The sequence below is a fragment of the Paenibacillus marchantiophytorum genome (assembly GCF_014640555.1).
GTDB classification, from domain to species: Bacteria; Bacillota; Bacilli; order Paenibacillales; family NBRC-103111; genus Paenibacillus_E; species Paenibacillus_E marchantiophytorum.
Genome location: NZ_BMHE01000004.1, coordinates 193,054 through 215,598, shown reverse-complemented (window position 1 = coordinate 215,598; position 22,545 = coordinate 193,054). Strand labels below are relative to the sequence as shown.

Genomic DNA, 22,545 nt, shown 5'->3' with positions numbered 1-22,545 from the left:
ATGATTCAGCCGCGGGAAGTCACCTGCCAGAGTGCAAAAAAAACCATTTTTTCTTTATATTTTACAAATCGAATGATATTCCATTGGACAGATGATGAGAAAGGTTAAAAATTCGAAAGATATTACATTTGAACGGCAGTCTTAAACAATTATAGTAAAGATGCATCAGACAACCAAACGAAGAGGGGTATGATAAAAGTGGGGAAATTAAATAGCAGAAAGGCAAGCGTTTCGTTAGTCATCATTGGAATGATCGGCTTGTCTCTAGCAGGTTGCAGCAGCAAGAATGAGGCAGGCGGCGCATCAAGCTCGGTCCCAACGGTTTCTCCAGCTAGTACGGAAATGGCCGCACCTGCTGCCAAAAAGGAACCCGTAACCCTCAAATGGTATTCGACTTCGGGAAATGCCAATTTGCCTGCTACAAAGACATTATTAGCGGATTATAAGGCATATTCCGGCAACACAGTGGAGTTAGAAACCGTTGCTGGTGATGGAGATGTCATCTACAAGAAGATCGATATTGATCTTTCGACGTCTGGGACGGTAGATGTTATCCCTCTTCAGAACCCAATCATACATGCTAAATACGCAAACAGTGGGTTTCTCCTTCCCTTGAATGATATTTATAAGGATACAGGGGTTGATTATGAGAAGAAATTCGGGAAATATTTAACCAAATTCAGCGATAAAGTTTACATGCTGCCAACTGGGGCTGGAACATGGGCCGTATTTTATAATAAAAAGATTTTTGATGATGCCAAAGTGCCTTATCCGAAGGGCGAATGGACATGGATTCAATATGTGGAAACAGCCCAAAAACTAACAGATCCAAGCAAAGGGATCTACGGTTCAAGCTTCCCTGATTATGATAATACCTTTTATTTATTAGCTGCCCAAAGAGGAATTAGCGGTTATAAAGCGGATGGGACATCGAATTATGATGATCCTGCGTTTAAAGAATCTTTACAGTGGTTGGGTGATCTGGGAAATAAATTAAAAATTCAACCGAGCTGGCTTGAAACAAAGGCAAAGAAAATTCCTTATGATGCCTTTATGAACGGGAAGTATGCGATGCAATTTACCGGTACATGGTTTGCCTTTGCGCCGATAGACATGAAGACCTATCCGCGCGATTGGAAGGTCGGTGTCACGCAGCCGCCAGTTGATCCTAATGGAAAGAACATGATCGGCATTACTTCAGGAAATGGCATCAATAAATATTCCAAACATCCTAAGGAAGCAGCAGATTTCGTGAATTGGCTTGCAGACAATCAATATAAATATGGCGGGTCCGGAACGCCAGCGCGTGTGGATTTAACCAAAGAAGATACGGACAAGATTTTTCAAGAAATGGCAGCCAAATTCCCTGCTGCAGATGGGATTACGACGGAGGATCTCAAGGACGTGTTTTTGACGCCTAATCTGGGTCTCAAGCCAGAGAAAATTACGGGTTCGATTGCTGCGGAATATGGAAAAATTATTTTACAGGAGGGCGAGTCGTATCTTGTAGGACAAAAACCACTGGATGATGCGATTAAAGCAATCAAATCTCGTGCAGACGAAGCTATTGAAAAGGCTAAAACATTGAAAAATTAATCATGTAATCAATTCGCAAGGGGCACTTCTGAAGATAGGGTGCTCCTTTGTTTGTAGGAGGAGTCATATGGAGAAACAAGAGGCACGAGCCGCTTTGGTATTTGTTTTACCGTTTTTTATTGGATTTCTCATTTTTCAATTTGTGCCTTTATTTTATGCCTTTTTTATAAGCTTCGTGGACTTGAATAATTTCAAACCATTAAATGCGGTCCAGTGGGTGGGCTTAGCCAACTATAAGGCTATCTGGAATGACCCGATTGCAATCTCATCTTATCTCAAAAGTTTTTATTATACCCTCCTCTATGTACCCTGCCTTACGGCCGTGGGATTTATTGCTGCTGTGCTTTTGAATAAACATTTCTATTTAAAGAACTTTAGCCGATCTTTGTTTTTAATGCCTTATGTGGCTAACATCGTTGCGATCTCGATGGTGTTTTCCTTGCTGTTCGATCCATTCGGAGGGGGTGTGAATGCCTTGCTCAAGGTACTCGGGATTGTTAATCCACCCTTATGGTTTGCTAGTAGCAAAATGGCAATTCCCACAACGGCGATGGTCGCCGTCTGGTTGAATTTCCCTTTTCAAATGATTGTCTATTTGGCGGCATTACAAGGTGTATCCAAGGATTTATACGAAGCTGCTGACATGGATGGGGCATCGAAGCTTACCAAATTGGTTCGTATTACCTTGCCGATTGTCTCTCCTACAAGCTTTTTTTTGATCATAACAGCGACGATCGGATCTTTTCAAAATTTCACGATTTTCAACGCACTGACCAAAGGCGGACCTGGGACAGCTTCCCGTGTGAGTTCGCTCAATATCTATGAAGAGGCTTTCTCATTCAATCACTACAGTTATGCTGCAGCACAAGCAATCGTCCTGTTTCTGATTATTATGGTTATTTCAGTGATCCAATGGGGAGGGCAGAGGAAATGGGTGCATTATTAATCGCAAAACATTCTACACAGCCGTACAGCAATAAAAGTAGTCGATCTATCGCTACTCTTTCTTACTCCATATTTGTATTGATTGTAGCGTTAATGATGATGTTTCCTTTTATCTTTATGATATCTGCTTCTCTTAAAACGACTGCTCAAGCGTTTAACGAACCGCTTAAACATCTGATTCCCGATCAGATTTATTGGGGAAATTATCAAACTTTACTAACCTCGCCGAATTACTTTCTCTGGATCGGAAATTCATTGAAAGTGGTGGCCTTATCGATTGTATTGCGCGGGATCGTCGTTACTATGGCCGCATATGCCTTTGCCAGATTGCATTTTAAAGGAAGAAATATCCTGCTGCTTATCTCCTTGACCACATTAGCTATTCCACCCGATACAACAATCGTAGCCAGATTTCTAATCTATAAGTATATGCATTTAATCAACACGCATTGGGCGCTAATTATTCCAGCTGTGTTTGATGTCTTCTTTTTATTTCTTTTGAGACAATTTTTCATGGGGATTCCCAAAGAGCTCACGGAAGCAGCCATCATTGACGGATGCTCCCATTATCGTGTTTATTTTCGGATCATCCTCCCCCTTGCGGTTCCTGCTTTGATGACAATGATTGTATTCTCTTTCGTTTATATTTGGAATGACTATGCAACTCCTTTTATCTTTATTTCAAGCGAGAAGAAGCAAATGGTAACCGTCGGACTTCAATACTTTTCAACGCAGTATGGCTCTAATTATTCACTTCAAATGGCTGGTGCTGCGTTTGTTATCTTATTGCCAATCCTGCTTTTCGTTTTTGCTCAAAAGTTTTTTGTGGAAGGCATCACTTCAAGCGGTATCAAAGGATAACCATTGAAATGAGGTTTAATGATGAATGTATTTAATGAATTGAACAATAAGCGAAACCCTCATTTACGTTTAAGCTTAATCATAGTTTTCGTTGTTTTGATGATAGGATGTGCCTTTATTGGTAGGGGAAATTCAGTAGTGAAGGAGGATATTGTTGCTACCGTGGATGGAGAACCTGTTCAAAGACGCGAATTTGTCGCGTTTTTGAATCAACATCGTGGCGATACGACTTTACCTTTACCTACATTAAAAGAGAAAGCGCTGCAAGAACTGATTCATGTGAAAGTCATTCAAATCGAAGGAAAGAAGAGAGGCTTTATTCCATCTGCGCTGTACTCTGACTTTGTAGTTGATCTGGAAAAAGAGAATGAACGCAGAATGGATGCCATAGCTAATAAACAAGTGATTTATGGACCCCGCCAATACAATGAGCAAACCTACTATGCAGAAATCGTTAACAACTTGAACCATCGATTGAAGGATGACTTGGCTGAACATCATTTCGATATGTCGGATGTTAAGCTTCGTGAATTTTATGAAGCCAATAAGGAAGCATATGCCTCAAAACTGGATAACATCAAACTGAAAGAGATCATTGAGACGACAAACAACAGGGAATCTTTGGATCGCATGCAGCATGTTATGATTCGTATCCAGAATGGAGAGAGCTTCGATCGGATTTATGAAGAAAGGATGACGGAAGGCACTTCAACGAGAGAGGAGAGTGTGAATGAGACCAACGCAAGGGATCTTGCCAAATATAGAGATGCCTTATACCGTGCTGCGATGAAGCTTAACGTTGGGGAAGTAAGTGAGATTATCGCAGATCGCGGAGGCTATATTCTAATCAAGTGTGTAGAGAGGGGGAAATCAGGCTACAAGGAATTTCAAGAGGTAAGCTCGGAGATAAAACTTAACTATATAGATAGCGAGTATGATCAATATGTCAGTCAGCTTGAAAAACAGGCGGTAGTGAAGATGAATGCGTCATATGATCAAATAGGTTTGGAAACTGAGTAATACGGGAAGTCCTGTCTTCAAGTAATTGGGATCCGATAATTTGTAAGCGCTTTATTAATTTAGAGGAGGCGTTAATGATATGAAGACTATGAATCCTGCTGGCAGGAATCGGAAAATTCTTTTTATCGTTTTTTTTGCTCTATTCTTGGGAGGGCTTATGGCTCAAGGCAAGGCACATGCAGCTAATCAAATCTATTATGTTGATCCTGCGGGGAATGATGCCAATAACGGAACTAGCATTAGCACGCCTTGGAAAACATTAACGAAGGTCAATGCAACAACGTTTACATCCGGTGACAAAATATTATTCAAAGCAGGCAGCAGTTGGACGGGACAATTGTATCCCAAAGGTTCTGGATCAAATGGAAGCCCTATCCTTATTGATCAATATGGAAGCGGCAGCAAACCGCTTATTAACGGTAATGGAGCAGGCGCTACGGTGTATTTATACAATCAGCAATATTGGGAAATTCAAAATTTAGAGATAAAAAATTATAACGGTGTTAACTCCAATCGGCGCGGGATTGAAATCGTAAGTAAAGATATAGGCACTCTAAACCATATTTACATCAAAAACAATAATGTTCATGATGTCTGGGGAGATAACACCAAAGATACCAACGGAAGTGCGGGAATCTTGTTTGTCTCCAGAGGAACCGTTTCATCGAATTTCAATGACGTATGGATTGACAACAATATTGTTGGTCCGGATGTAGACCGAACAGGAATCGGTTTCGCCTCTGAATTCTGGTGCAGATCGGGCGTTGGATGTACATCTGCCCCTAACTGGTATGCAAGCACCAATGTTGTTATATCCAACAACTATGTGCAAGATATTGGCGGAGATGGCATTGTACCTCAAGAAACACTTGGAGCGGTGGTGCAATACAATACGGTTAATGGTTTTAATATGCGTTCAGGAAGCTACAATGCAGGGATCTGGCCATGGAATGCTGATAACACAATCATTCAATATAATGAGGCATATGGCGGACATACGACACTTGACGGCACGGGGTTTGATTCTGATTTTGGTTGTACGGGAACGATCATTCAATATAACTACAGCCATGATAATGACGGTGGTTTCCTTTTGCTTATGGGGACAGATGTGGGGACGGATGATCAAGTGACGATTCGTTATAATATTTCGCAGAATGACAAAAGGGGCATACTGGTCTTTGCAAGCGGCAATCCAACCAACCTTCAGATCTACAATAATGATTTTTACGTTGGACGTGGAACGGGGACGGAAATTATAACAACGGCAGGCAACGCAGGGAATCATGCTTGGGGGATGTTCAACAATATTATTTATAATTTAGATAGTGGAGGGTACAGTTCTGGTGTAGGAGGAAGGACGTCGGATTACAATCTATATTATGGAAATCATCCGGCAAGTGAGCCAAATGAGGCTCATAAAATGGTTTCAGATGCCATGTTTGTTAATCCAGGAAGTGGTACGAACGGTAGAACGACTGTTGACGGCTATAAATTACTACAGGGCTCGCCGGCGTTTGGGTCAGGTGTTCTTATCAACAACAATGGGGGAAAAGATTATTGGGGCAATGCCGTCTCGTCTACCAGCGCACCAAACCGAGGAGCTTATAATGGAGCTGGGATTGCAGGGAGTCTTAACAAAGTATCTAATCCAGGTTTTGAATCAGGCGTATTGTCTCCATGGACGAATTGGAATACGGCAAGTGTTGTTAGCACTAATTCCAGGAGTGGAGGCAAAGCGCTGCAGTTAAGCGGAGGTCCAGGCTCGGCGGAACAAGTCATCTATTTGAATCCGAATACGACGTATACGTTGACAGGCTATGCAAAGACTTCCAACAGTTCGGAGCCTGTATCCATCGGTGTGAAAAATTATGGAGGTGCTGAAACAGCGGTTAGCCTTTCCAGCACATCCTACACACTTGGAACAGTTACCTTCACAACAGGCCCGACCAATACCACGGCAACGATATATGTATACAAACCTGCAGGCGCAAATTCCGCTTGGGGGGATGACTTTAATGTCCAATCAGCAGGGATAACGATAAATGGAAGTGTTCTGGGAAGGACCTTCGATGGTGAAGGTGTCCTGAGCGGGGGAGGGGGAAATACAAGATTATTAATCGATTATCCCGAGCCTTATCGCAGCGATATTCTTGATTATTTATTCAAACCTAATTTTGGCGCGGGCTATACGCATCTTAAGGTTGAGGTGGGAGGAGATATGAATTCCACCTCAGGCACTGAACCAAGTCATGCAAGAACACTAGCTGAGAATTCTGCACCGAATATGAACCGTGGGTATGAACTTTGGTTGATGAGTGAAGCCAAGAAACGCAATCCCAATATTGTGCTTAGTATTTTAGAATGGGGAGCTCCGCAGTGGATCGGCAATATGTGGTCACAAAACAATGCGGACTATTTGGTTAGTTATATTAAAGGCGCTAAGTCTGTATGGGGCCTGGACATCAATTATGTAGGGGGAAGTCAGAACGAGAGCTTCAATGGTACATCGCAGCAAGCAAGGGACTATATCGTTAACATCCTCAGACCTACTTTGAATAATAACGGATTAAGCAATGTCAAGATTATAGCACCTGATATTCTTAGCAGTGATTGGGCGTTTGCGGATGGAATTGCAACCGACACGGCATTGAAAAACGCTGTCAGTGTGATCGGCTATCATTATGTGAATGGAATCTCCACTGCGAATGCTCAAAACTCAGGGCTTCCCATTTGGGAAAGCGAGGGTTGGACCGGAGTTGGAGACTGGAATGGGTCTTACAATTTGGCCAAAGAAATGAATGACAACTACATCAAAGCTAAACTTACGGCGACTAATGTCTGGCATCTCAGTAATTCGGCTTATGACAATCTATCTTGGCCGAGTTCAGGAATCTTGATTGCCAATTCTCCTTGGTCCGGCAATTACAAGGTGCAGCCTGCGGTTTGGGCGGCGGCTCATACGACTCAATTCACAAAGCCGGGATGGAATTATCTCGATAGCGGAACAGGGATAACAACTGGCAATACTTCGTATGTGACCATGAAACAGCCGGATTCAAGCGGAAATTACAGCATAATTATGGTCACTGGCGGGGCGTTCGAAACGATGAAGTTCAATCTCACAGGTGGTTTATCTACGGGAACGATTCATGTTTGGAAATCCAATAGTACGCAGCAATTCATCCAACAAAGTGATATAACGCCATCTGGCGGCTCATTTTCTATTAATATTGAGCCTAACGCCATCTATTCTTTAACAACGACGACTGGTCAACAGAAAGGAGTAGCGGCACATGCCATTCCGACAGCATCCGCTTTTCCTAATCCATACAGCGAGAACTTTGAGAGCTATGCCGTCGGAACTACACCCAAATATACGCAAGATGAGCACGGTGCGTTCGAAGTCAGCAACAAGTTCGGAGGAACTGGCAAAGCTTTACGCCAAGTCATAACAGGACCGCTGCTTCAGTGGAACGCATGGGGAGAACCGATCAGCAATAGTGCATTTACCGAATTCGGAAATTTGTCATGGCGGGATTATGATTACAGCGCTGATGTATTAATTGAAAATTCCGGAACCGTTTCTATCATCGGTAGAGTAGGAACTCAAAATCGAAACGCTCCACAGGATAACAAATTGAAAGGATACAAATTAGTTGTTGACCAAAGTGGGAACTGGAAACTTGTCATAGGTGCTCCGGATACGAATAGTGAAAACCAACTGGCATCCGGCGTCGTTCCATTGTCTGCTAACACATGGCACAATTTAAAGCTTAGCTTTCACGATACCACTATCAAGGCTTATATCGATTCACAACTGGTTGCTTCCATTACCGACAATACGTTCCTTTATGGACTGGTTGGACTAGGTAGCGGCTGGAATTATGCTCAGTACGACAATATATCTGTGATTACCGATCCGCTTAGACCTAATCTAGCCCTAGGCAAGTCAGTGAGCGCTGATAGTGAAGAAACTAGCAAAGGAAATGTGGCCTCTAATGGAAACGACGGCAATACGGATACCCGTTGGACAGCGAATGACGGGAACCTGAACCACTCGTGGAAAGTAGATTTGGGCAGCGGCACCAACATGACGGGGACTGAAGTCTTATGGGAACATAACAATGTGTACAAATACAAAATTGAGGTTTCGAACGATAATTTGAATTGGACCACGGTTTCTGACAAGACAGGGAATACGAATCCCAATCAAACGCAGGCCGATAATTTCACAGCAAGCGGCAGATATGTGAGAATTACTGTGACAGGGTTAGCCTCCAATGAATGGGCAAGTTTTTATGAGTTTAGGGTGTTTGGTCTCTAACAGATACTGTTCCTGTGAGTCTGGAATGCAATATATGAAATTGATTAATTCCAGCACTAGCTCCGCTGTGGGGCATAGGGACTTAGATTTACATTAGAGTTGATCGTAAACTGACCTGACTAAAGGTAAATAGGATCCTCTATTATCCGGTTTTGGCCAAAATTAAGGGATCATGGCCGCCGTGACAGCAAATAAGTGTTATATTATAGTCGTACAAGTTATAAAGAGCCGTCACTATGGGAAGAATATAGCATTTAACTCCACATAGGGTTGATAGCCAAACGAAGTTGTGATCTATTTGACAATGAGAGGAGTATGAAAGTTGGATTCACTTTGGTTGGAGTATGCATGGGCATTGTTAATACTTATCGGATTGGAAGGTTTGTTATCTGCGGATAATGCCCTTGTTCTGGCTGTAATCGCGAAGCATTTACCCGAGGAAGAGAAAAAGAAAGCCATCAACTATGGAATCATTATGGCGTTTGTTTTCCGCTTCGCCGCTCTGTTTGCGATATCATTTATTGCGAACGTCTGGCAAATACAGGCGATAGGTGCTGCTTACCTGCTATATCTCGGTTTAAAGCACATCATCAAAGCGCGTTTCTTCAAGGAAAATGAGAACATTCGCAGTGACATCAAGAAAGATTCCGCTGCAAAAAGTTTTTGGCCAACCGTCGGAAAAATTGCTATTGCGGATCTGGCATTTGCGATTGATTCCATTCTTGCCGCAGTAGCACTGGCACTTGGTCTCCCGGATTCACCTCTTGATGATTTCGGTGGAATGGACGGAGGGAAATTCCTGGTTGTCGTGCTTGGCGGAATCGCAGGGCTCATTCTGATCAAATTTGCGGCCACATGGTTTGTGAAACTGCTTGCTGAGCGGCCAGCACTAGAGACCACGGCTTATGCGATCGTGGCATGGGTCGGTGTAAAGCTCGCTGTAATTACCCTTGCCCATGAAGATATTGGTGTGTTAGATCATTATTTCCCGCATAGCACAATCTGGACCCTTATCTTCTATGGTGTCTTGATTGCAATAGCCATTTTCGGTTGGTTTGCTCCAGTAAGTAAAAAACACTCACAAGCGGATCAACTTTAGTTCTTACATCCGACAGCCAGATATATAAGTATTTCGGGAAAGTGTGCTGATTTCCCTTGGTCCGGATAAATTAAAAGAAATGTAAGCCTGGTTAGCGGAGCGGAGTTGAAGCACCGAATGGTAGGCGGATCCGAGGCCATCCCATAAGTCATAAAATGACTGAGGGGATGGCCTCTCTTTGCCGCTAGAGCGGAATATTGCAGTAATGATTATCTTCCTTTAATTTTTCTTAACGAATTTGACCGCATCCGCAGCGGTATACCCTGTATCTGCCGCCGATATTTGTACATAACTTCCATAATTCAAGTTATACGTACCAATCAAATGCCATGCCTCATGAGCGTGATTCCCTTATGATTCTCTCTTCCAGTAACTGAAGGTTCCAAGAGTTATCGGTATAGTTTAGTGGTTCGCTGCCTTCTCTTAAAGCCAAGCGCTGATCGCCTACGATAATGGGAATGCGGCTGTTATCGAGCAGTGGAATATCGGCGACGGCGTCTCCCATGCTGAGGAGATGAATGGCATCGGGAGACCGGAAGAGTGGATGACTTAGGATGCGTTCTTTGTTTAGACCGTAATTGCAAGCAACGCGCCCTGTTAGGACATGGTGTTGAATATCTAGCTCGAAGGCGAAAATTCCGCGGATGCCGAACGGCTTAGCGTAAGCTTTCAGCACGTCGAACGGTGCGCCGCTGACGAGATAAACGTAGATGCTATATTTGTTCAACAATTGGAATAACGCCTTGGCTTTGTCGAAGATCGCAGGCTCGTCTACGGGGAAGAAGGTTTGGACGGCTTCCCTGTATTCCGCGGCCGAGCAACCGGCCAGCTCCCGCGCGAACGATTCGCAGGTACGCTCCGTGTAATCGGAGTACGAGATCGCGTTTGCCAGATAGAGCATCTCCAGTTCTCTGAAGACGCGAAGAAGTCGGTCTGAGACGATCCCCTTTGCATGCAAATGATCGGCTAGTCCGTATATGGTATAGCCGCGGTGCATCGTATTATCCCAATCGATCAGAGCGTAGTATTGCATGGCGGATCCTCCTCATTTAAGTTAATCTTCTATTAATATTTACATAAAAAAGAAGAAAATGCTTGACCCTCCAGCTACATGGAGGGTTATTATTATTTTATAACAATGTAAGTTTATCGGAATAGGTGTTTTTAAACATTCGATAACTCAGAGGAAAGGACGTTAAAGATGCAAAGAAATTTCTGGGTAGCGCTGATTCTCGGAGCCATGACCGCGATCATGTTAACAGGGTGCGGAAGCAACAAGCAAGAGCAAGCGGAAGGAGACAAGTTAAAACCGGTCAGCGTCATTCTCGACTGGACGCCGAATACGAATCACACCGGCCTATATGTCGCATTGGAGAAGGGTTACTACAAAGCCAAAGGCTTGGATGTAGAAATCGTGCAACCGTCTGAAGGCACGACGGCAACGTTAGTGGCCGTGGGTAAAGGCGACTTCGGCGTCAGTTACCAGGAGGATGTGACCTATGCGCTGACCGGCAAAGATCCTCTGCCGATCAAAGCGATCGCGACGATCATCCAACATAACACCTCGGGCTTCGCAGCTCCTAAGGGTAAGAACATTAAGAACGTGAAGGATTTCGAAGGCAAGGTTTACGGAGGCTGGGGATCTCCATCGGAAGAAGCGATTCTCAAAGCCCTGATGGAGAAAAACGGAGCCGACTTCGGCAAGCTTGATCTTGTGAATCTGGGAAGCGACAATTTCTTCGCCGCAACGGAGAAAAACGTCGACTTCACGTGGATTTTCGAAGGGTGGACCGGAATCGAGGCGAAGATCAGAGGGATTGATCTCACCTATATTCCGGCAAGGGAACTCGATCCTGCCTTGGACTATTACACGCCTATCTTAATTACGGGTACTAATACGATTGCCAACGATCCAGATAAGGTTAGCAAATTCCTGAAGGCGACGGCCGAGGGCTACCGCTACGCGATCGACCATCCGGAAGAGAGCGCCGATATTTTGTTGAAGTACGCTCCGGAGATCGACAAGAAGCTGACTATGGAGAGCCAGAAGTATTTGGCCGCTCAATATATCGCGGATGCGCCACGATGGGGAGAAATGAAAGATGGGATATGGAGCGCCTATGCACAATTCCTGAAGAGTAAGGGGCTTATCCCCAAGGAGTTGAATACGGCGGATGCCTTCACGAACGAATTCCTACCGAAGTAATGATAACGTAGCTTTTACACCTTAACGAAAAGGAAGTCGATTATATGAGACACCTCAAGGTCATGCTTGAATATTTCTACCCGTGGACGAATTCGGCGGGATTGTATTATGCGCGGGAGCAAGGTTGGTACCGGGAGGCCGGTTTGGATGTTGAGTTCACGGTGTACGATCCCGAGAGGGGAGACACGCTAGCCTATATCGCGCGAGGCGAGGCGGACTACGGCATATTCCCGAGCAATCGGCTATTGGTGCAAAGGGAAACTCAGCCGACAGTCGTAGGTGTCGCTGCGATTAATCATCGGGGGATGGAAACCGTTCAGACAGTGCGAAGCACGGGAATCCGGCGGCCGGCCGATCTCGGAGGCAAACGGGTCGCGATGAATCCTACGCCGCGAGGACTCGCTATGATCAGGCAACTGGTCCGCGTCGACGGCGGAGATCCGGATGCAATTATCGTGGTTGATAGCGGAACGCGAGAACTGACGCCGGAAGCGATTGCCGCCGGCGAAGCGGACGCGACTTTCGGAAGTTACTGGGCTTGGGAAATTCTCATGGACACCAGGGTTCCGGAAGAGGAGCGAATCGTATGGCCCGTAGATGAAATCGGGGCACCTCATTATCACAGCTATTTGTTGGGGACTCAGGAGGAAGCGACGCAACGCGATCCCGAAACCGTCCGAGCTTTTCTCGCCGCGACGGAGAGAGGGTATCGGGCTATCTTGGCCGATCCAGCAAAAGCTCTGTCCATCTACGAACGCATCATCCCTTACTTTCCGGTCAAGCTAGTCGAGCGCTCGCTTCCACTCATTGCAAGCACCTGGTTGCATGACGGCGTCTGGGGAACGCAGCGAACGGAATTGCTCGCGCCCTATGCGGAGTGGCTTGCGGACCACGGAATCCTGCGCGATAGGAATGGTTGGCAGACGGCTTGCACGAACGAGTTCCTCTCTCGGGAGGGTCGGGAATGAACGAGCAAACGAACCTGATGGATCTTCGCTCCCACGGCATGGGCACAACTCTCGTTCGTCCCGATTGGGCGCCGATTACTCTGGAGGAGACCAACCGGCTCTTGAGCCGTTACCCCGATTTAGGAGAAGCGACGGCTCTAGACTGGTATAGTCCTCGCCCGTTTTCTAGCGCTACGATTGCGGCGACGGCGGAAGAACGTTTGTTTGTGAAGCGGCATCATGACTCCGTGAGGGACGTGGAAGGCCTTAACGAGGAGCACCGTTTTATTCGTCACTTGCGAAGTTGCGGCATACGGACAAGCGATGTTCTAACGGGTTTTGACGGTCGGACGGCTTATGCGATGGAGGATTGGACCTACGAGATTCATCGGCTGGCGAGTGGCATCGACTTGTATCGAGATGCCGTTTCATGGAGTCCTTTCCTTTGTGTGCCGCATGCCCATGCGGCTGGAGAGGCGCTCGCCCGGGTACATCTGGCAGCGGAGAGCTTCGATGCTCCGGCGAGGAAGGACCGGGCGCTCGTATCGAGTTTTTCGATCTTCGCCTCCGCGGATCCTCGTAAGGAGTTCGCGACCTTCATCGCCAAGCGGCAGGCTTTATCAAATTATCTCGCCGGCCGACCTTGGGATCGGGACATGGAGACGGTGTTCCTGCCGCTTCATGACCGGCTCGCCCCTTTGCTCGGCGAGCTACATCCGCTATGGACGCACAACGATTGGCATTCCTCCAATCTATTGTGGAGAGTGGGGAGCGGAGAGGCGAGAGTCGAATCCGTCCTCGACTTCGGTCTCGCAGACCGAACGAATGCGGTTTACGATCTTGCCACAGCTATCGAGCGGAATGTAATCGAATGGCTTGCCATGGACGACGATGCGCGGAACGATCTCGTGCACTATGATCAACTGGAGGCTTTGCTGGAAGGCTATGAGTCGGTTCGTCCCTTAAGCGACGGCGAATCGGCAGCGCTTGCGGCCATGCTGCCGCTGGTGCACGCGGAATTCGCGCTGTCGGAGATCGACTACTTCGCCGGCATCGTTCAATCAGTCGAGAATGCGGACTTGGCGTATGACAGCTTCTGGGTGGGCCATGCCAAGTGGTTCGAACAACCTGAGGGACGGGAGTTGATCGCCTATCTGGAACTGCGGCACCTACGCGGAAGCGCGGTTTCAAGCCGTTAGCATTGACAGGTTATTGAGATCCTGATAATTTATAACTAAACATATTGGAATTATCATATTTAATGAAACTTCAATGGTTCAAGACCATATTGCCCTATCCGGTGTATGATCTTTTTGGTAATCGAGCAGACAACAGCAAAGGCGTGACAACCTATGGATAGACTTAGAAATATGGATCAACGGCTATATCCTATCGCTACCCTCATCATCGCCGTGTTTTTGTGGCAACTGATCGTGACCTTGGGTAACCTACCCATGTATATATTGCCTTCGCCACTGGATACGGTGAACGCTCTCGTCGACGACTTCGGCACGATCGCCGGTCATGCCGGAACGACCCTTTACGAATCCGTCCTCGGTTTTGCCCTGTCCATCGCGCTAGCGTTCGTACTCGGCATTCTGATGGATAGCTTCACGATCGTCAAGAAATCGTTATATCCGATTCTAATCGTCTCCCAGACGATTCCGACGATTGCTATTACTCCGCTGCTCATTATCTGGTTCGGGTTCGGTATCCTGCCGAAAATTCTCATTATCGTTATGGTTTGCTTTTTCCCGATCTGTATCAGTTTGGTGGACGGGTTCGAGAAGGTGGATAAAGATTATCAGAACTTATTCCGATCGTTCAAGGCTTCCAAGCTCCAGACCTTCGTGCATTTGAAGCTGCCCTACGCGCTTGTGAATTTCTTCTCCGGTCTTAAGATCGCCGCGACCTATATGATTATGGCGGCAATTATCGGCGAGTGGCAGGGCGGGACGAAGGGCATCGGGGTCTATATGGTGCGTACGAAAAATGCCTACGCCCTCGATAAAGTGTTCGCCGCCATTCTCGTCATCGTCATAATCAGCGTTGTATTCATTTATCTCATCGATTTTATCACCAAAAAAACGACTCACTGGAAGTAGCGGAGGTTAACGATGGAAGCACTGCAGAGAAAGGCCGCGCCAAGCGATCGCGAAGATGAAAGCTTGATCCGTCTGGAGCATATCGGCAAGTCCTATGACGCTACGGAAGTATTGAGGGATGTTTCCCTGAACATACAAAAGGGAGAATTCGTATCCGTGTTAGGACCGAGCGGCTCGGGGAAGAGCACGCTCTTCAATATTATTAATGGACTGGTTCCAACCGATCGGGGAACGTTGCGGGTGAACGGGGAAATCGGCTACATGCAGCAGAAGGATCTGTTGCTTCCGTGGAAGAGCGTGCTGGACAACATCGTGCTTCCTTTGGATCTGAAGGGGCTGGATAAGAAGGCCTCCCGCCTGAAGGCGGAATCGCTCATCGACCGGGTGGGGTTGAGAGGGTATGAGCACCGTTACCCGAGCCAGCTATCCGGCGGCATGAAGCAGAGAGCGAGTTTCCTGCGTACGTTCCTTGCATCTGGCGAGATCATGCTGCTAGACGAACCGTTCGGCGCGTTGGATTCGATCACCAAGGGAGGAATGCAAACCTGGCTGCTTGAGGTTCAGGAGGCGCTGAACGTTACGATTCTTTTTATCACACACGATATCGAAGAAGCGATCTTTCTATCCGACCGAATTTACGTGTTATCTTCCAGGCCCGGGGGCGTGAAGCAAGAGATCGTCGTCGGTTTTCACGGCGAGAACAAGCGGGAGAGGCTGCTCGCGGCCGAACTTCTGCGATTGAAAGAGGCTATTAAGGCTCTGCTGTAACAAAAAGATAGACGGAGAAAAGAGGGATACGCATGGAATGGTACACCATAGGGGAAGTGTCGAAGCAGTGCAATATCCCGATCCGAACGCTTCGTTATTACGACGATATCGGCTTGTTGATGCCGGACCGGATATCGGCGGAAACCAACTATCGCTACTATTCCAAGGAGAGCATGCGGAAGATTCCGCTTGTTAAATATTACAAGCAGCTCGGGTTCAAGCTGGAAGACATCGGCCGTATGCTGGAGCGTCCGAACTTCAACGTTCTGGAGGACTATATGGCCAAGGAATTGCTGATCGTCGAGAAGCAGATGACCGAGCTGCAAAAGAAGCATTTTGCCATTCAGGAATGGCAGCAGCTCTTGAAGCAAGGTGAGACGCTCCTAGCGGAATCCCAAGAAGAGAAGAAGATCGAGGTGGCGAGCTTTCCGCTCTATCGGACGATGAAGTTCCGTTACGAGATTCAGGACCGTCAAGCCGCCGATATCGAGGTTCTCTACAGCAATATCTTCGTCGAGCTGTGCAATCGGAATAACGTGTTCGCATATGGGCCGTTCATACTGTTCTTCGACGATTTCAGCCAACGCGTGAATCAGACATTTACCGGAGTGGACTGCTATACGGCCGTCATCGAGGATGAAACGAATGCAGCGTTAACGACGGAAGTCGGGGGTTTCCAAGCTTTAAGCGTTGTGCATAAAGGGGATTACCGATCGATCGGCGAAACGTACCGTAAAGTCCAAGATTGGGCGGAACGAAGGGGAGTTCTACTGCAAGGGGCTTCCTACGAGAGATACATCATCGATCCGTGGAGCACCACGGTGAGCGATAATTACATTACCGAACTCATTCTTCCTATCGGAGGGTCCGAAAATGTCTAATCTGATCACCTCATCCGAAGCGTTCGCGCGACTTGGAGATCCTAACGTCGTATTCGCGGACGTTCGATTCGTGTTAGGCGAACTTGAATCGGGGCACGAAGCGTATAAATTAAGCCATATTCCGGGAGCGGTTTTCTTTGATCTGAACGCGGATCTGTCCGGTCCGAAGGAGACGCACGGAGGCGGCCACCCGTTGCCTCATCCTGACTTGTTTGCGGATAAGCTGGGACGGGCAAGCATCGACGAACATACGGAAGTCATCGTCTACGACGACCAGGGAGGAAGCATCGCTTCGCGACTTTGGTGGATGCTGAAGCACGCCGGGCATGAGCGCGTGAAGTTGCTGGTTGGCGGCTTCTCGGGCTGGCTAGCCGAAGGTTACCCCGTAACGGATGAAGCATCGCATTCCGTACTTAAACGCTTTGTCCCGCGGTTTGACGAGAGATGGCAAGCGTCGATGGCAGATGTTAAGGTGGGAATAGGCAGCGAGGGTCGCGTATTGATCGACTCGCGGATTCCCAAGCGCTATACGGGCGAGGATGCGACGAAATATTTGAAGGCGGGTCACATCCCCGGGGCGATTAACCACTATTGGGAAAACGGCTCCCCCGACGGTAGATTTCTCGATGCGAACGCGCAGAAGGAGCGCTTCCGGGACATCGATACCGACCGGGAAATCATCGTTTACTGCGGCGCTGGCGTCACCGCTTGCCCGAACGTGCTGGCCTTGACCGAAGCGGGCTACACCCGCGTGAAGCTCTATGTGGGGAGCTGGAGCGATTGGATTTCATATAGCGAGAATCCGATTGCGACGGGGGAAGAGTAAGAGCTGAGAGGCCGCTTCGGCCGCGGGTTGGAGGGTTGTGACAGGTATTGAGGCAAGTGACCTGATGCAGCCCTTTTTGGCGTTCTCGTTCAACAGCAAACAAGAACCCGACGAAAGCAGTTGCAAGCAGCCCGGAGCCAGCTACAGCCCGGCAGTCGGAACAGGTTGATGTTGAACGGACGATGTTGTGAATTTACATGACACTCACTGTGCTCATCCGTACGCGAAGCAACTCACGTTTCTATTCTGGCTTTTCGATCATTCAAGAGTGGGCTAGAGTATCCTTTGTTTTATTCTGTGTGGCACTGTATTTCGAAAGGAAATCGAGCCTCTTACTAGAAGAGAACGTTACGTGCTGCTGACTCCTATCATGCTAATTCGAGAAGTGTTTAAGTAGCTTTACCCAGATTGGCATCGTGAAGCTGAGTATATCTATTGTTAAAAAAACGAGTCCAATGATTTCTATTCCACGTGCCTTCGGCTAGAAGAAAATATTTTTGTCTATCAAGGGAGAGCTGTAAGAGCGAATTCATCCACTGCTCTACTTCGGGTCTTCCTGAATACCAAAAGACTTCGCCCGTATCGATTCCGATACAGTTCGTGCAATTATCATAGAGCAAACTGATATCATCGGCAAATAAAGGTTTTCTTCCCTTATTGATGTCTTCGGGCATCAACCTTTGCAATGCTTCTATCAGCTTTTCAGTTGTATTTGCGGGATCATTTCTAAGGGGATCAAGATATAATCTGTAACTAAATATTTAGTATCCCAGTATTTGCGATTTGCACAGGCGTACTTGAATCCGTAGAAGCAGCAATGCACCCGGTATCTAATGAACCGAATGTCACCAGCGCCAGCGTTCCGGGCAAAAACATCTTTGCAAGCCAAGTTGGCTTAACCAATTTCAACTTCATTAAAATTCCTCCTTGTGAAAATGTTCTGGATTTTTGCTCTCATTTCCAATTTCACAGCCGAACTTCAATGTCTGAATGTCTTTGTGCTAAAAATTTTTATCAAAAATTTAAATGATTGTGTGAAAGAAGCCATGATGCTCCCTATTCTTTTCTCGTGCCTCACCAGCTGATGGGGATAAAAACAAAGGAACTAAGCGATGACAAGCCGCTTAGTTCCTTTGTTTGTTAGGGATTAAGGATAACATGTTTTGGAGTTGAGGTTGGGGGAACTACAGGGCGCTATTCTAGCTAAAAGTGTCATTTTCGGGAGGGGGAGGGAACTACAGTACGCTATTTTGCCGTTTCATGGGAATTTTCAGCGTTTTCGTGGAAATAAGACCCTGTAGTTCCGCTAATACCCACGCATCCCTACTTTTTGCCTAATTAGCGTCCTCTAGTTCCCTTACAAGGTTTTGCCGCTAAGAAGAGACTGATCTATCGGGACGGCGGAGCCGATTTTCTCATGCATTAGCTTCCAAAGTAAGCATTCTGATACACGTAGGGACTCGTTGGCTCCTTTTGTGTATCGATCGTTTTGGCAACGATCGTTAATACGTCTTTACCGTCAATATGACGTTTCTCAATGGTGCCGAGAGCGACTGCATACATATCGTTTTTCCATTGTTCGGGGGTATCGGTCTCTACCAGAATGGCAAGCGGCACAGAGTCTGCGACACAGCACCGCATCGAGAATCTTCCCAAGGCGAATTGGTTTTTGTTCATGGTGTCGAGGCGGTAAACATAACCTGCGATCTGCACCTTTTTGCCGATAAATTGATCCTGATACAAGTCCAGTGATGTCAGCGATTCAATGTAAAAATCGTCGTTAATCATAATGAGGGGCTGGATGAACATATCCGAAGCACGCTTGGCATAAGGCTTGGTGTAAGCATTAAACGGAAAAGTCTGTCCCGTATCCAGTTGAATCCTATCATTCGGAGGCTGGTTCCGAATGGCATCGACATTATTAACGAGAATGCTCGAAGGAGTCAAATTCAGCCCTTTTTTAGCGGCCATTTGACTACCCAGCACCGCATTGGGAAACGAAAACGCAAGCACAAGCGGAATGATCAAAGCCCCATACATCATCATAACACCTGGTTTCCAGTGATGGTGGCTATGTGACGAGCAAGTACAAGCGAATGCCTCCGCTTTCTTTTTGGACATGACATCACGTACCGCCAAATAAAGCTGGTGCATAGCCAGCACGTACATGCCAACAGCAAGACTTTTCACCCAGAGATCCATGCTCGGAGCCACATAATAGATCAGCGCATCCGCACGGCTAATCTGGACAATAAAAATAACGAAGGCGATCAAGACCGCAGCTCTAATCGTTCGATGCGCAAACACGGACCAAATTTGTCTCATTCTCCTGCCTCCCATTTTATAAGTACGTATACAGCCGATCGAATGCGACCGATCCCAGAAGAACGACAACGGCTGAAATGAGCATAACTGTCAAAACGGTTTTGAGTCGGAACACTTTGAGCAGCATCAATGTGCTTTTGATATCCAGCATGGCGCCAAACACGAGAAAAGCGAGTACGGAGCCCAAGCTGAAATCGGGAATGAACGTAGCGCCAACGAACGCATCTGCGGTGGAACAAATGGAAAGGACATAGGCGAGTCCCATCATAAACAAATGCGGAGCCCAATCTCCATCGCTTAATGTGAGCAGCCATTTCTTGTTGACCATTGTTTGAAGCAATGCTGTTACGGTAGCGCCTAAGACTAGAAATTTGCCTACATCAAACATTTCAATGGCGGCATGTTCCAGCATTTCATGCCATTTCTTTGTCCAAGATGCTTTCGGCGCTTTGTTGGAAAGCGGACGCTTGACGCTTTTTTTACCTGAAGCGACAGGCTCATGACCATTATTCACCGGATTGCGAAGCGCAGAATCACGGACACCTCGAGCCGCCCACACCCCGATAAGAGCCGCTGCAGCGAAAGCCAGCGCCATGCGGGAGACAGCCATCTGAGGCTGAGCCCGAAACGCCACGAACGTGGACGTAAACACAACCGGATTGATGACCGGCCCGGCCATCATAAATACAAGGCCGATATAAGGCGGCATGCCTTTGCGGATCAGCCGGTGCACCACGGGAATGATTCCACATTCGCAAAGCGGGAAGATGATGCCCAGCAAACAGCCGAAAAGGATGCCGGGAATTGTTTTCTTCGGTATCCATCGCTGTAGTGCCTGATCGCTTATGAAGGTTTGCAGCAGGGCGGAAATGATGACGCCAAGCAGAATAAAAGGAAACGACTCCAGTAAAATACCGATGACCATGGTGCGAAAGTCGCTTAGAAAACTCATGAAGCCGCCCTCCTTTGCAAAAAGTAACAATCTGTGTTAGTGTCTTTTGTTTGTTTGTTGTGTGTTTGGTTTGATATTATCATTGAAATGTTAGTTCAACAACAACTATTCATTAAGAAATTGTAAAAAACATTGAAATTAAATTTGAATTGTAAAGTCTATGTAAACTTATATAACAATAGAGAAGAGAAAAATTCTGAATTTTCTATAATAAATGAGGAATTTTTGGCCAAACACAAATTATGTCATGATTCATGACATTAATATCATTGACACACAACCAAACACAACATATAATTTGAGTATAAAACAACCAAAAGAAACTAAAAGCAATTATTTATGAATAAAACAGGTTGTTTTTATGTTTGTTCTTGTGCTAAAACGATGCGGGGGGGATCTTTGGTCGAAGGTCGATCAGTGGAAACAGCAATTAGCACCCAGAGAGTACTAAATGAAACTAGAGAGAAGCGTGTGTGAAGTATCGGAATGAACAGATTCTAACCAGGAGAGGAATCAGAACAATGAAAAAATTAACTGGAAGTCTGATCGTCATCGTAACAGCGGTATCTTTATTAACGGCATGCGGCAAAACTGCAACCATTAAAGAGACACCATCCGGAGTTGCCGCAAGTCCAGCAGGAACTGTGAGTTTGGATACAACCAGCAAGGAATTGACCGTGTATACGGCACTGGAAGACGATATTATCAAGAACTATCTGATTAGTTACAAAGCGAAGTATCCGGACATCAAACTTAACATTGTCCGAGATTCGACAGGTGTCATCACAGCCAAGCTGCTGGCCGAGAAAGACAATCCGCAAGCAGACGTTGTTTGGGGGGTAGCGGCAACAAGCCTGCTGGTGCTTGATCAGAACAATCAATTGGAGCCCTACGCTCCGCAGGGCGTAGATCGTATACTTCCTGAATTTAAAGATAAAAATGTACCGGCGCATTGGGTAGGCATTGATGCTTGGGAAACAGCATTCATCGTTAACAAAACAGAGATGGCTAAACGTAAATTGCCTATTCCTGAAACTTATGCGGATTTAATTAAACCGGAATATAAAGGGCTCATTACAATGCCGAACCCGTCTTCCTCGGGGACAGGCTTCCTGACCGTATCTGGATTACTCCAATTGGAAGGCAAAGATAAAGCTTGGGACTATATGAACAAACTTCACGATAATATCGGCATGTATGTTCACTCCGGATCGAAACCGGCTAAATTGGCTGGCACAGGTGAGTATCCTATCGGCATTTCCTTCGGATATCGGGGATTACAAGAGAAAAAGAATGGTTCCCCCGTTGAAGTCGTATTCCCCAAAGAAGGTTCTGGGTGGGACGTAGAAGCCAATGCACTCATCAAGAAGAAAACAATGAAACAAGTGTCACAGAAGTTCCTGGATTGGGCCATTACGGACGAAGCCATGCTGGAGTACAACAAAAACTATGCGATCTTGGCTGTCAAAACAGACGCTTCCAAACTTCCGGAAGGTTACAAGGTGGACCCGATCAAACAATTGATCAAAAACGATTTAAATGAAGCAGCAAAAAATCGTGAAAGTATTTTGGCTGAATGGGATAAACGTTACAACACGAAGAGCGAGCCGAAAAAATAGTCAAGCGAGTTAAGGGAGCGGCTGATTTCTGGCCCCATCGCGGTTAGCGGCCGCTTCCTTCTCATTCT

At 46.5% G+C, this 22,545-nt stretch carries 19 protein-coding genes; 14 read left to right on the top strand and 5 right to left on the bottom strand.

Translation table 11 applies throughout. From position 1 onward, the window contains the following. Positions 1 to 198: 198 nt before the first annotated feature. From IEY34_RS06455 to IEY34_RS06430, 6 genes are all read left to right on the top strand, one after another. On the top strand, positions 199 to 1,596 hold the full coding sequence (locus IEY34_RS06455) for an ABC transporter substrate-binding protein (RefSeq protein WP_189009294.1): 1,398 nt from the start codon (positions 199 to 201) through the stop codon (positions 1,594 to 1,596). A 67-nt stretch (positions 1,597 to 1,663) separates the two neighbouring features. Then, the gene (locus IEY34_RS06450; protein ID WP_189009291.1) at positions 1,664 to 2,542 is read left to right on the top strand and encodes a carbohydrate ABC transporter permease; all 879 of its coding nucleotides are present in this window, start codon (positions 1,664 to 1,666) and stop codon (positions 2,540 to 2,542) included. Continuing rightward, entirely contained in the window at positions 2,527 to 3,402 is an 876-nt protein-coding gene (locus IEY34_RS06445; RefSeq protein ID WP_189009288.1) for a carbohydrate ABC transporter permease, read from the top strand. Before IEY34_RS06450 ends, IEY34_RS06445 begins: the two co-directional genes overlap by 16 nt. A 138-nt stretch (positions 3,403 to 3,540) precedes the next feature. Then, entirely contained in the window at positions 3,541 to 4,422 is an 882-nt protein-coding gene (locus IEY34_RS06440) for a peptidyl-prolyl cis-trans isomerase (RefSeq protein ID WP_189009285.1), read from the top strand. 79 nt (positions 4,423 to 4,501) lie between these two features. Further along, the gene (locus tag IEY34_RS06435) at positions 4,502 to 8,749 is read left to right on the top strand and encodes a discoidin domain-containing protein (protein WP_189009282.1); all 4,248 of its coding nucleotides are present in this window, start codon (positions 4,502 to 4,504) and stop codon (positions 8,747 to 8,749) included. A gap of 322 nt (positions 8,750 to 9,071) precedes the next feature. Further along, a complete protein-coding gene (locus IEY34_RS06430; RefSeq protein WP_189009279.1) occupies positions 9,072 to 9,848 on the top strand; it encodes a TerC family protein in 777 nt (258 codons plus the stop codon). 334 nt (positions 9,849 to 10,182) lie between these two features. Here the strand turns inward: IEY34_RS06430 and IEY34_RS06425 are convergent, their stop codons facing one another. Next, the gene (locus tag IEY34_RS06425; RefSeq protein ID WP_189009276.1) at positions 10,183 to 10,881 is read right to left on the bottom strand and encodes an HAD family hydrolase; all 699 of its coding nucleotides are present in this window, start codon (positions 10,879 to 10,881) and stop codon (positions 10,183 to 10,185) included. 168 nt (positions 10,882 to 11,049) lie between these two features. On the opposite strand from IEY34_RS06425, the gene IEY34_RS06420 reads away from it, so the two are divergent. The 7 genes from IEY34_RS06420 (at position 11,050) to IEY34_RS06390 (ending at position 17,581) form a co-directional block, all read left to right on the top strand. Then, a complete protein-coding gene (locus tag IEY34_RS06420; RefSeq protein WP_189009273.1) occupies positions 11,050 to 12,054 on the top strand; it encodes an ABC transporter substrate-binding protein in 1,005 nt (334 codons plus the stop codon). A 44-nt stretch (positions 12,055 to 12,098) separates the two neighbouring features. After that, a complete protein-coding gene (locus IEY34_RS06415; protein ID WP_189009270.1) occupies positions 12,099 to 13,022 on the top strand; it encodes an ABC transporter substrate-binding protein in 924 nt (307 codons plus the stop codon). Beyond that, positions 13,019 to 14,200, top strand: a complete 1,182-nt coding sequence (locus tag IEY34_RS06410) for a phosphotransferase enzyme family protein (RefSeq protein ID WP_189009267.1) — start codon at positions 13,019 to 13,021, stop codon at positions 14,198 to 14,200. Before IEY34_RS06415 ends, IEY34_RS06410 begins: the two co-directional genes overlap by 4 nt. Positions 14,201 to 14,353: 153 nt before the next feature. Beyond that, a complete protein-coding gene (locus IEY34_RS06405; protein WP_189009264.1) occupies positions 14,354 to 15,106 on the top strand; it encodes an ABC transporter permease in 753 nt (250 codons plus the stop codon). 12 nt (positions 15,107 to 15,118) lie between these two features. Continuing rightward, positions 15,119 to 15,874: an ABC transporter ATP-binding protein gene (locus IEY34_RS06400; protein ID WP_189009260.1), complete on the top strand. Its 756-nt coding sequence runs from the start codon at positions 15,119 to 15,121 to the stop codon at positions 15,872 to 15,874. Positions 15,875 to 15,906: 32 nt separating this feature from the next. Next, the gene (locus tag IEY34_RS06395) at positions 15,907 to 16,755 is read left to right on the top strand and encodes a MerR family transcriptional regulator (RefSeq protein ID WP_189009257.1); all 849 of its coding nucleotides are present in this window, start codon (positions 15,907 to 15,909) and stop codon (positions 16,753 to 16,755) included. Beyond that, positions 16,748 to 17,581 carry a sulfurtransferase gene (locus IEY34_RS06390; RefSeq protein WP_189009254.1) on the top strand — a complete coding sequence of 278 codons (834 nt, stop codon included), beginning with the start codon at positions 16,748 to 16,750 and terminating at the stop codon, positions 17,579 to 17,581. Before IEY34_RS06395 ends, IEY34_RS06390 begins: the two co-directional genes overlap by 8 nt. 389 nt (positions 17,582 to 17,970) lie before the next feature. On the opposite strand, the gene IEY34_RS06385 is transcribed toward IEY34_RS06390, so the two are convergent. From IEY34_RS06385 to IEY34_RS06370, 4 genes are all read right to left on the bottom strand, one after another. Continuing rightward, positions 17,971 to 18,258, bottom strand: coding sequence for a hypothetical protein (locus IEY34_RS06385; protein ID WP_189009251.1), 288 nt, complete (start codon positions 18,256 to 18,258; stop codon positions 17,971 to 17,973). A gap of 76 nt (positions 18,259 to 18,334) precedes the next feature. Then, positions 18,335 to 18,496, bottom strand: coding sequence for a hypothetical protein (locus IEY34_RS06380; protein ID WP_189009249.1), 162 nt, complete (start codon positions 18,494 to 18,496; stop codon positions 18,335 to 18,337). A 507-nt stretch (positions 18,497 to 19,003) separates the two neighbouring features. Continuing rightward, a complete protein-coding gene (locus tag IEY34_RS06375) occupies positions 19,004 to 19,906 on the bottom strand; it encodes a TIGR03943 family putative permease subunit (RefSeq protein ID WP_189009246.1) in 903 nt (300 codons plus the stop codon). Positions 19,907 to 19,922: 16 nt separating this feature from the next. Next, on the bottom strand, positions 19,923 to 20,858 hold the full coding sequence (locus IEY34_RS06370) for a permease (protein WP_189009243.1): 936 nt from the start codon (positions 20,856 to 20,858) through the stop codon (positions 19,923 to 19,925). Positions 20,859 to 21,379: 521 nt separating this feature from the next. Between IEY34_RS06370 and IEY34_RS06365 the strand changes: the two genes are divergently transcribed. Beyond that, positions 21,380 to 22,477: a putative 2-aminoethylphosphonate ABC transporter substrate-binding protein gene (locus IEY34_RS06365; RefSeq protein ID WP_189009240.1), complete on the top strand. Its 1,098-nt coding sequence runs from the start codon at positions 21,380 to 21,382 to the stop codon at positions 22,475 to 22,477. Positions 22,478 to 22,545 lie beyond the last annotated feature (68 nt).

What these genes read in the sequence shown, in the direction of transcription:
- IEY34_RS06420 (WP_189009273.1), top strand. Translation starts at nt 11,050, where the DNA reads ATGCAAAGAAATTTCTGGGTAGCGCTGATTCTCGGAGCCATGACCGCG.
- IEY34_RS06435 (WP_189009282.1), top strand. Translation starts at nt 4,502, where the DNA reads ATGAAGACTATGAATCCTGCTGGCAGGAATCGGAAAATTCTTTTTATC.
- IEY34_RS06380 (WP_189009249.1), bottom strand. Translation starts at nt 18,496, where the DNA reads ATGAAGTTGAAATTGGTTAAGCCAACTTGGCTTGCAAAGATGTTTTTG.
- IEY34_RS06390 (WP_189009254.1), top strand. Translation starts at nt 16,748, where the DNA reads ATGTCTAATCTGATCACCTCATCCGAAGCGTTCGCGCGACTTGGAGAT.
- IEY34_RS06450 (WP_189009291.1), top strand. Translation starts at nt 1,664, where the DNA reads ATGGAGAAACAAGAGGCACGAGCCGCTTTGGTATTTGTTTTACCGTTT.
- IEY34_RS06410 (WP_189009267.1), top strand. Translation starts at nt 13,019, where the DNA reads ATGAACGAGCAAACGAACCTGATGGATCTTCGCTCCCACGGCATGGGC.
- IEY34_RS06425 (WP_189009276.1), bottom strand. Translation starts at nt 10,881, where the DNA reads ATGCAATACTACGCTCTGATCGATTGGGATAATACGATGCACCGCGGC.
- IEY34_RS06415 (WP_189009270.1), top strand. Translation starts at nt 12,099, where the DNA reads ATGAGACACCTCAAGGTCATGCTTGAATATTTCTACCCGTGGACGAAT.
- IEY34_RS06370 (WP_189009243.1), bottom strand. Translation starts at nt 20,858, where the DNA reads ATGAGTTTTCTAAGCGACTTTCGCACCATGGTCATCGGTATTTTACTG.
- IEY34_RS06395 (WP_189009257.1), top strand. Translation starts at nt 15,907, where the DNA reads ATGGAATGGTACACCATAGGGGAAGTGTCGAAGCAGTGCAATATCCCG.
- IEY34_RS06400 (WP_189009260.1), top strand. Translation starts at nt 15,119, where the DNA reads ATGGAAGCACTGCAGAGAAAGGCCGCGCCAAGCGATCGCGAAGATGAA.
- IEY34_RS06375 (WP_189009246.1), bottom strand. Translation starts at nt 19,906, where the DNA reads ATGAGACAAATTTGGTCCGTGTTTGCGCATCGAACGATTAGAGCTGCG.
- IEY34_RS06405 (WP_189009264.1), top strand. Translation starts at nt 14,354, where the DNA reads ATGGATAGACTTAGAAATATGGATCAACGGCTATATCCTATCGCTACC.
- IEY34_RS06365 (WP_189009240.1), top strand. Translation starts at nt 21,380, where the DNA reads ATGAAAAAATTAACTGGAAGTCTGATCGTCATCGTAACAGCGGTATCT.
- IEY34_RS06445 (WP_189009288.1), top strand. Translation starts at nt 2,527, where the DNA reads ATGGGTGCATTATTAATCGCAAAACATTCTACACAGCCGTACAGCAAT.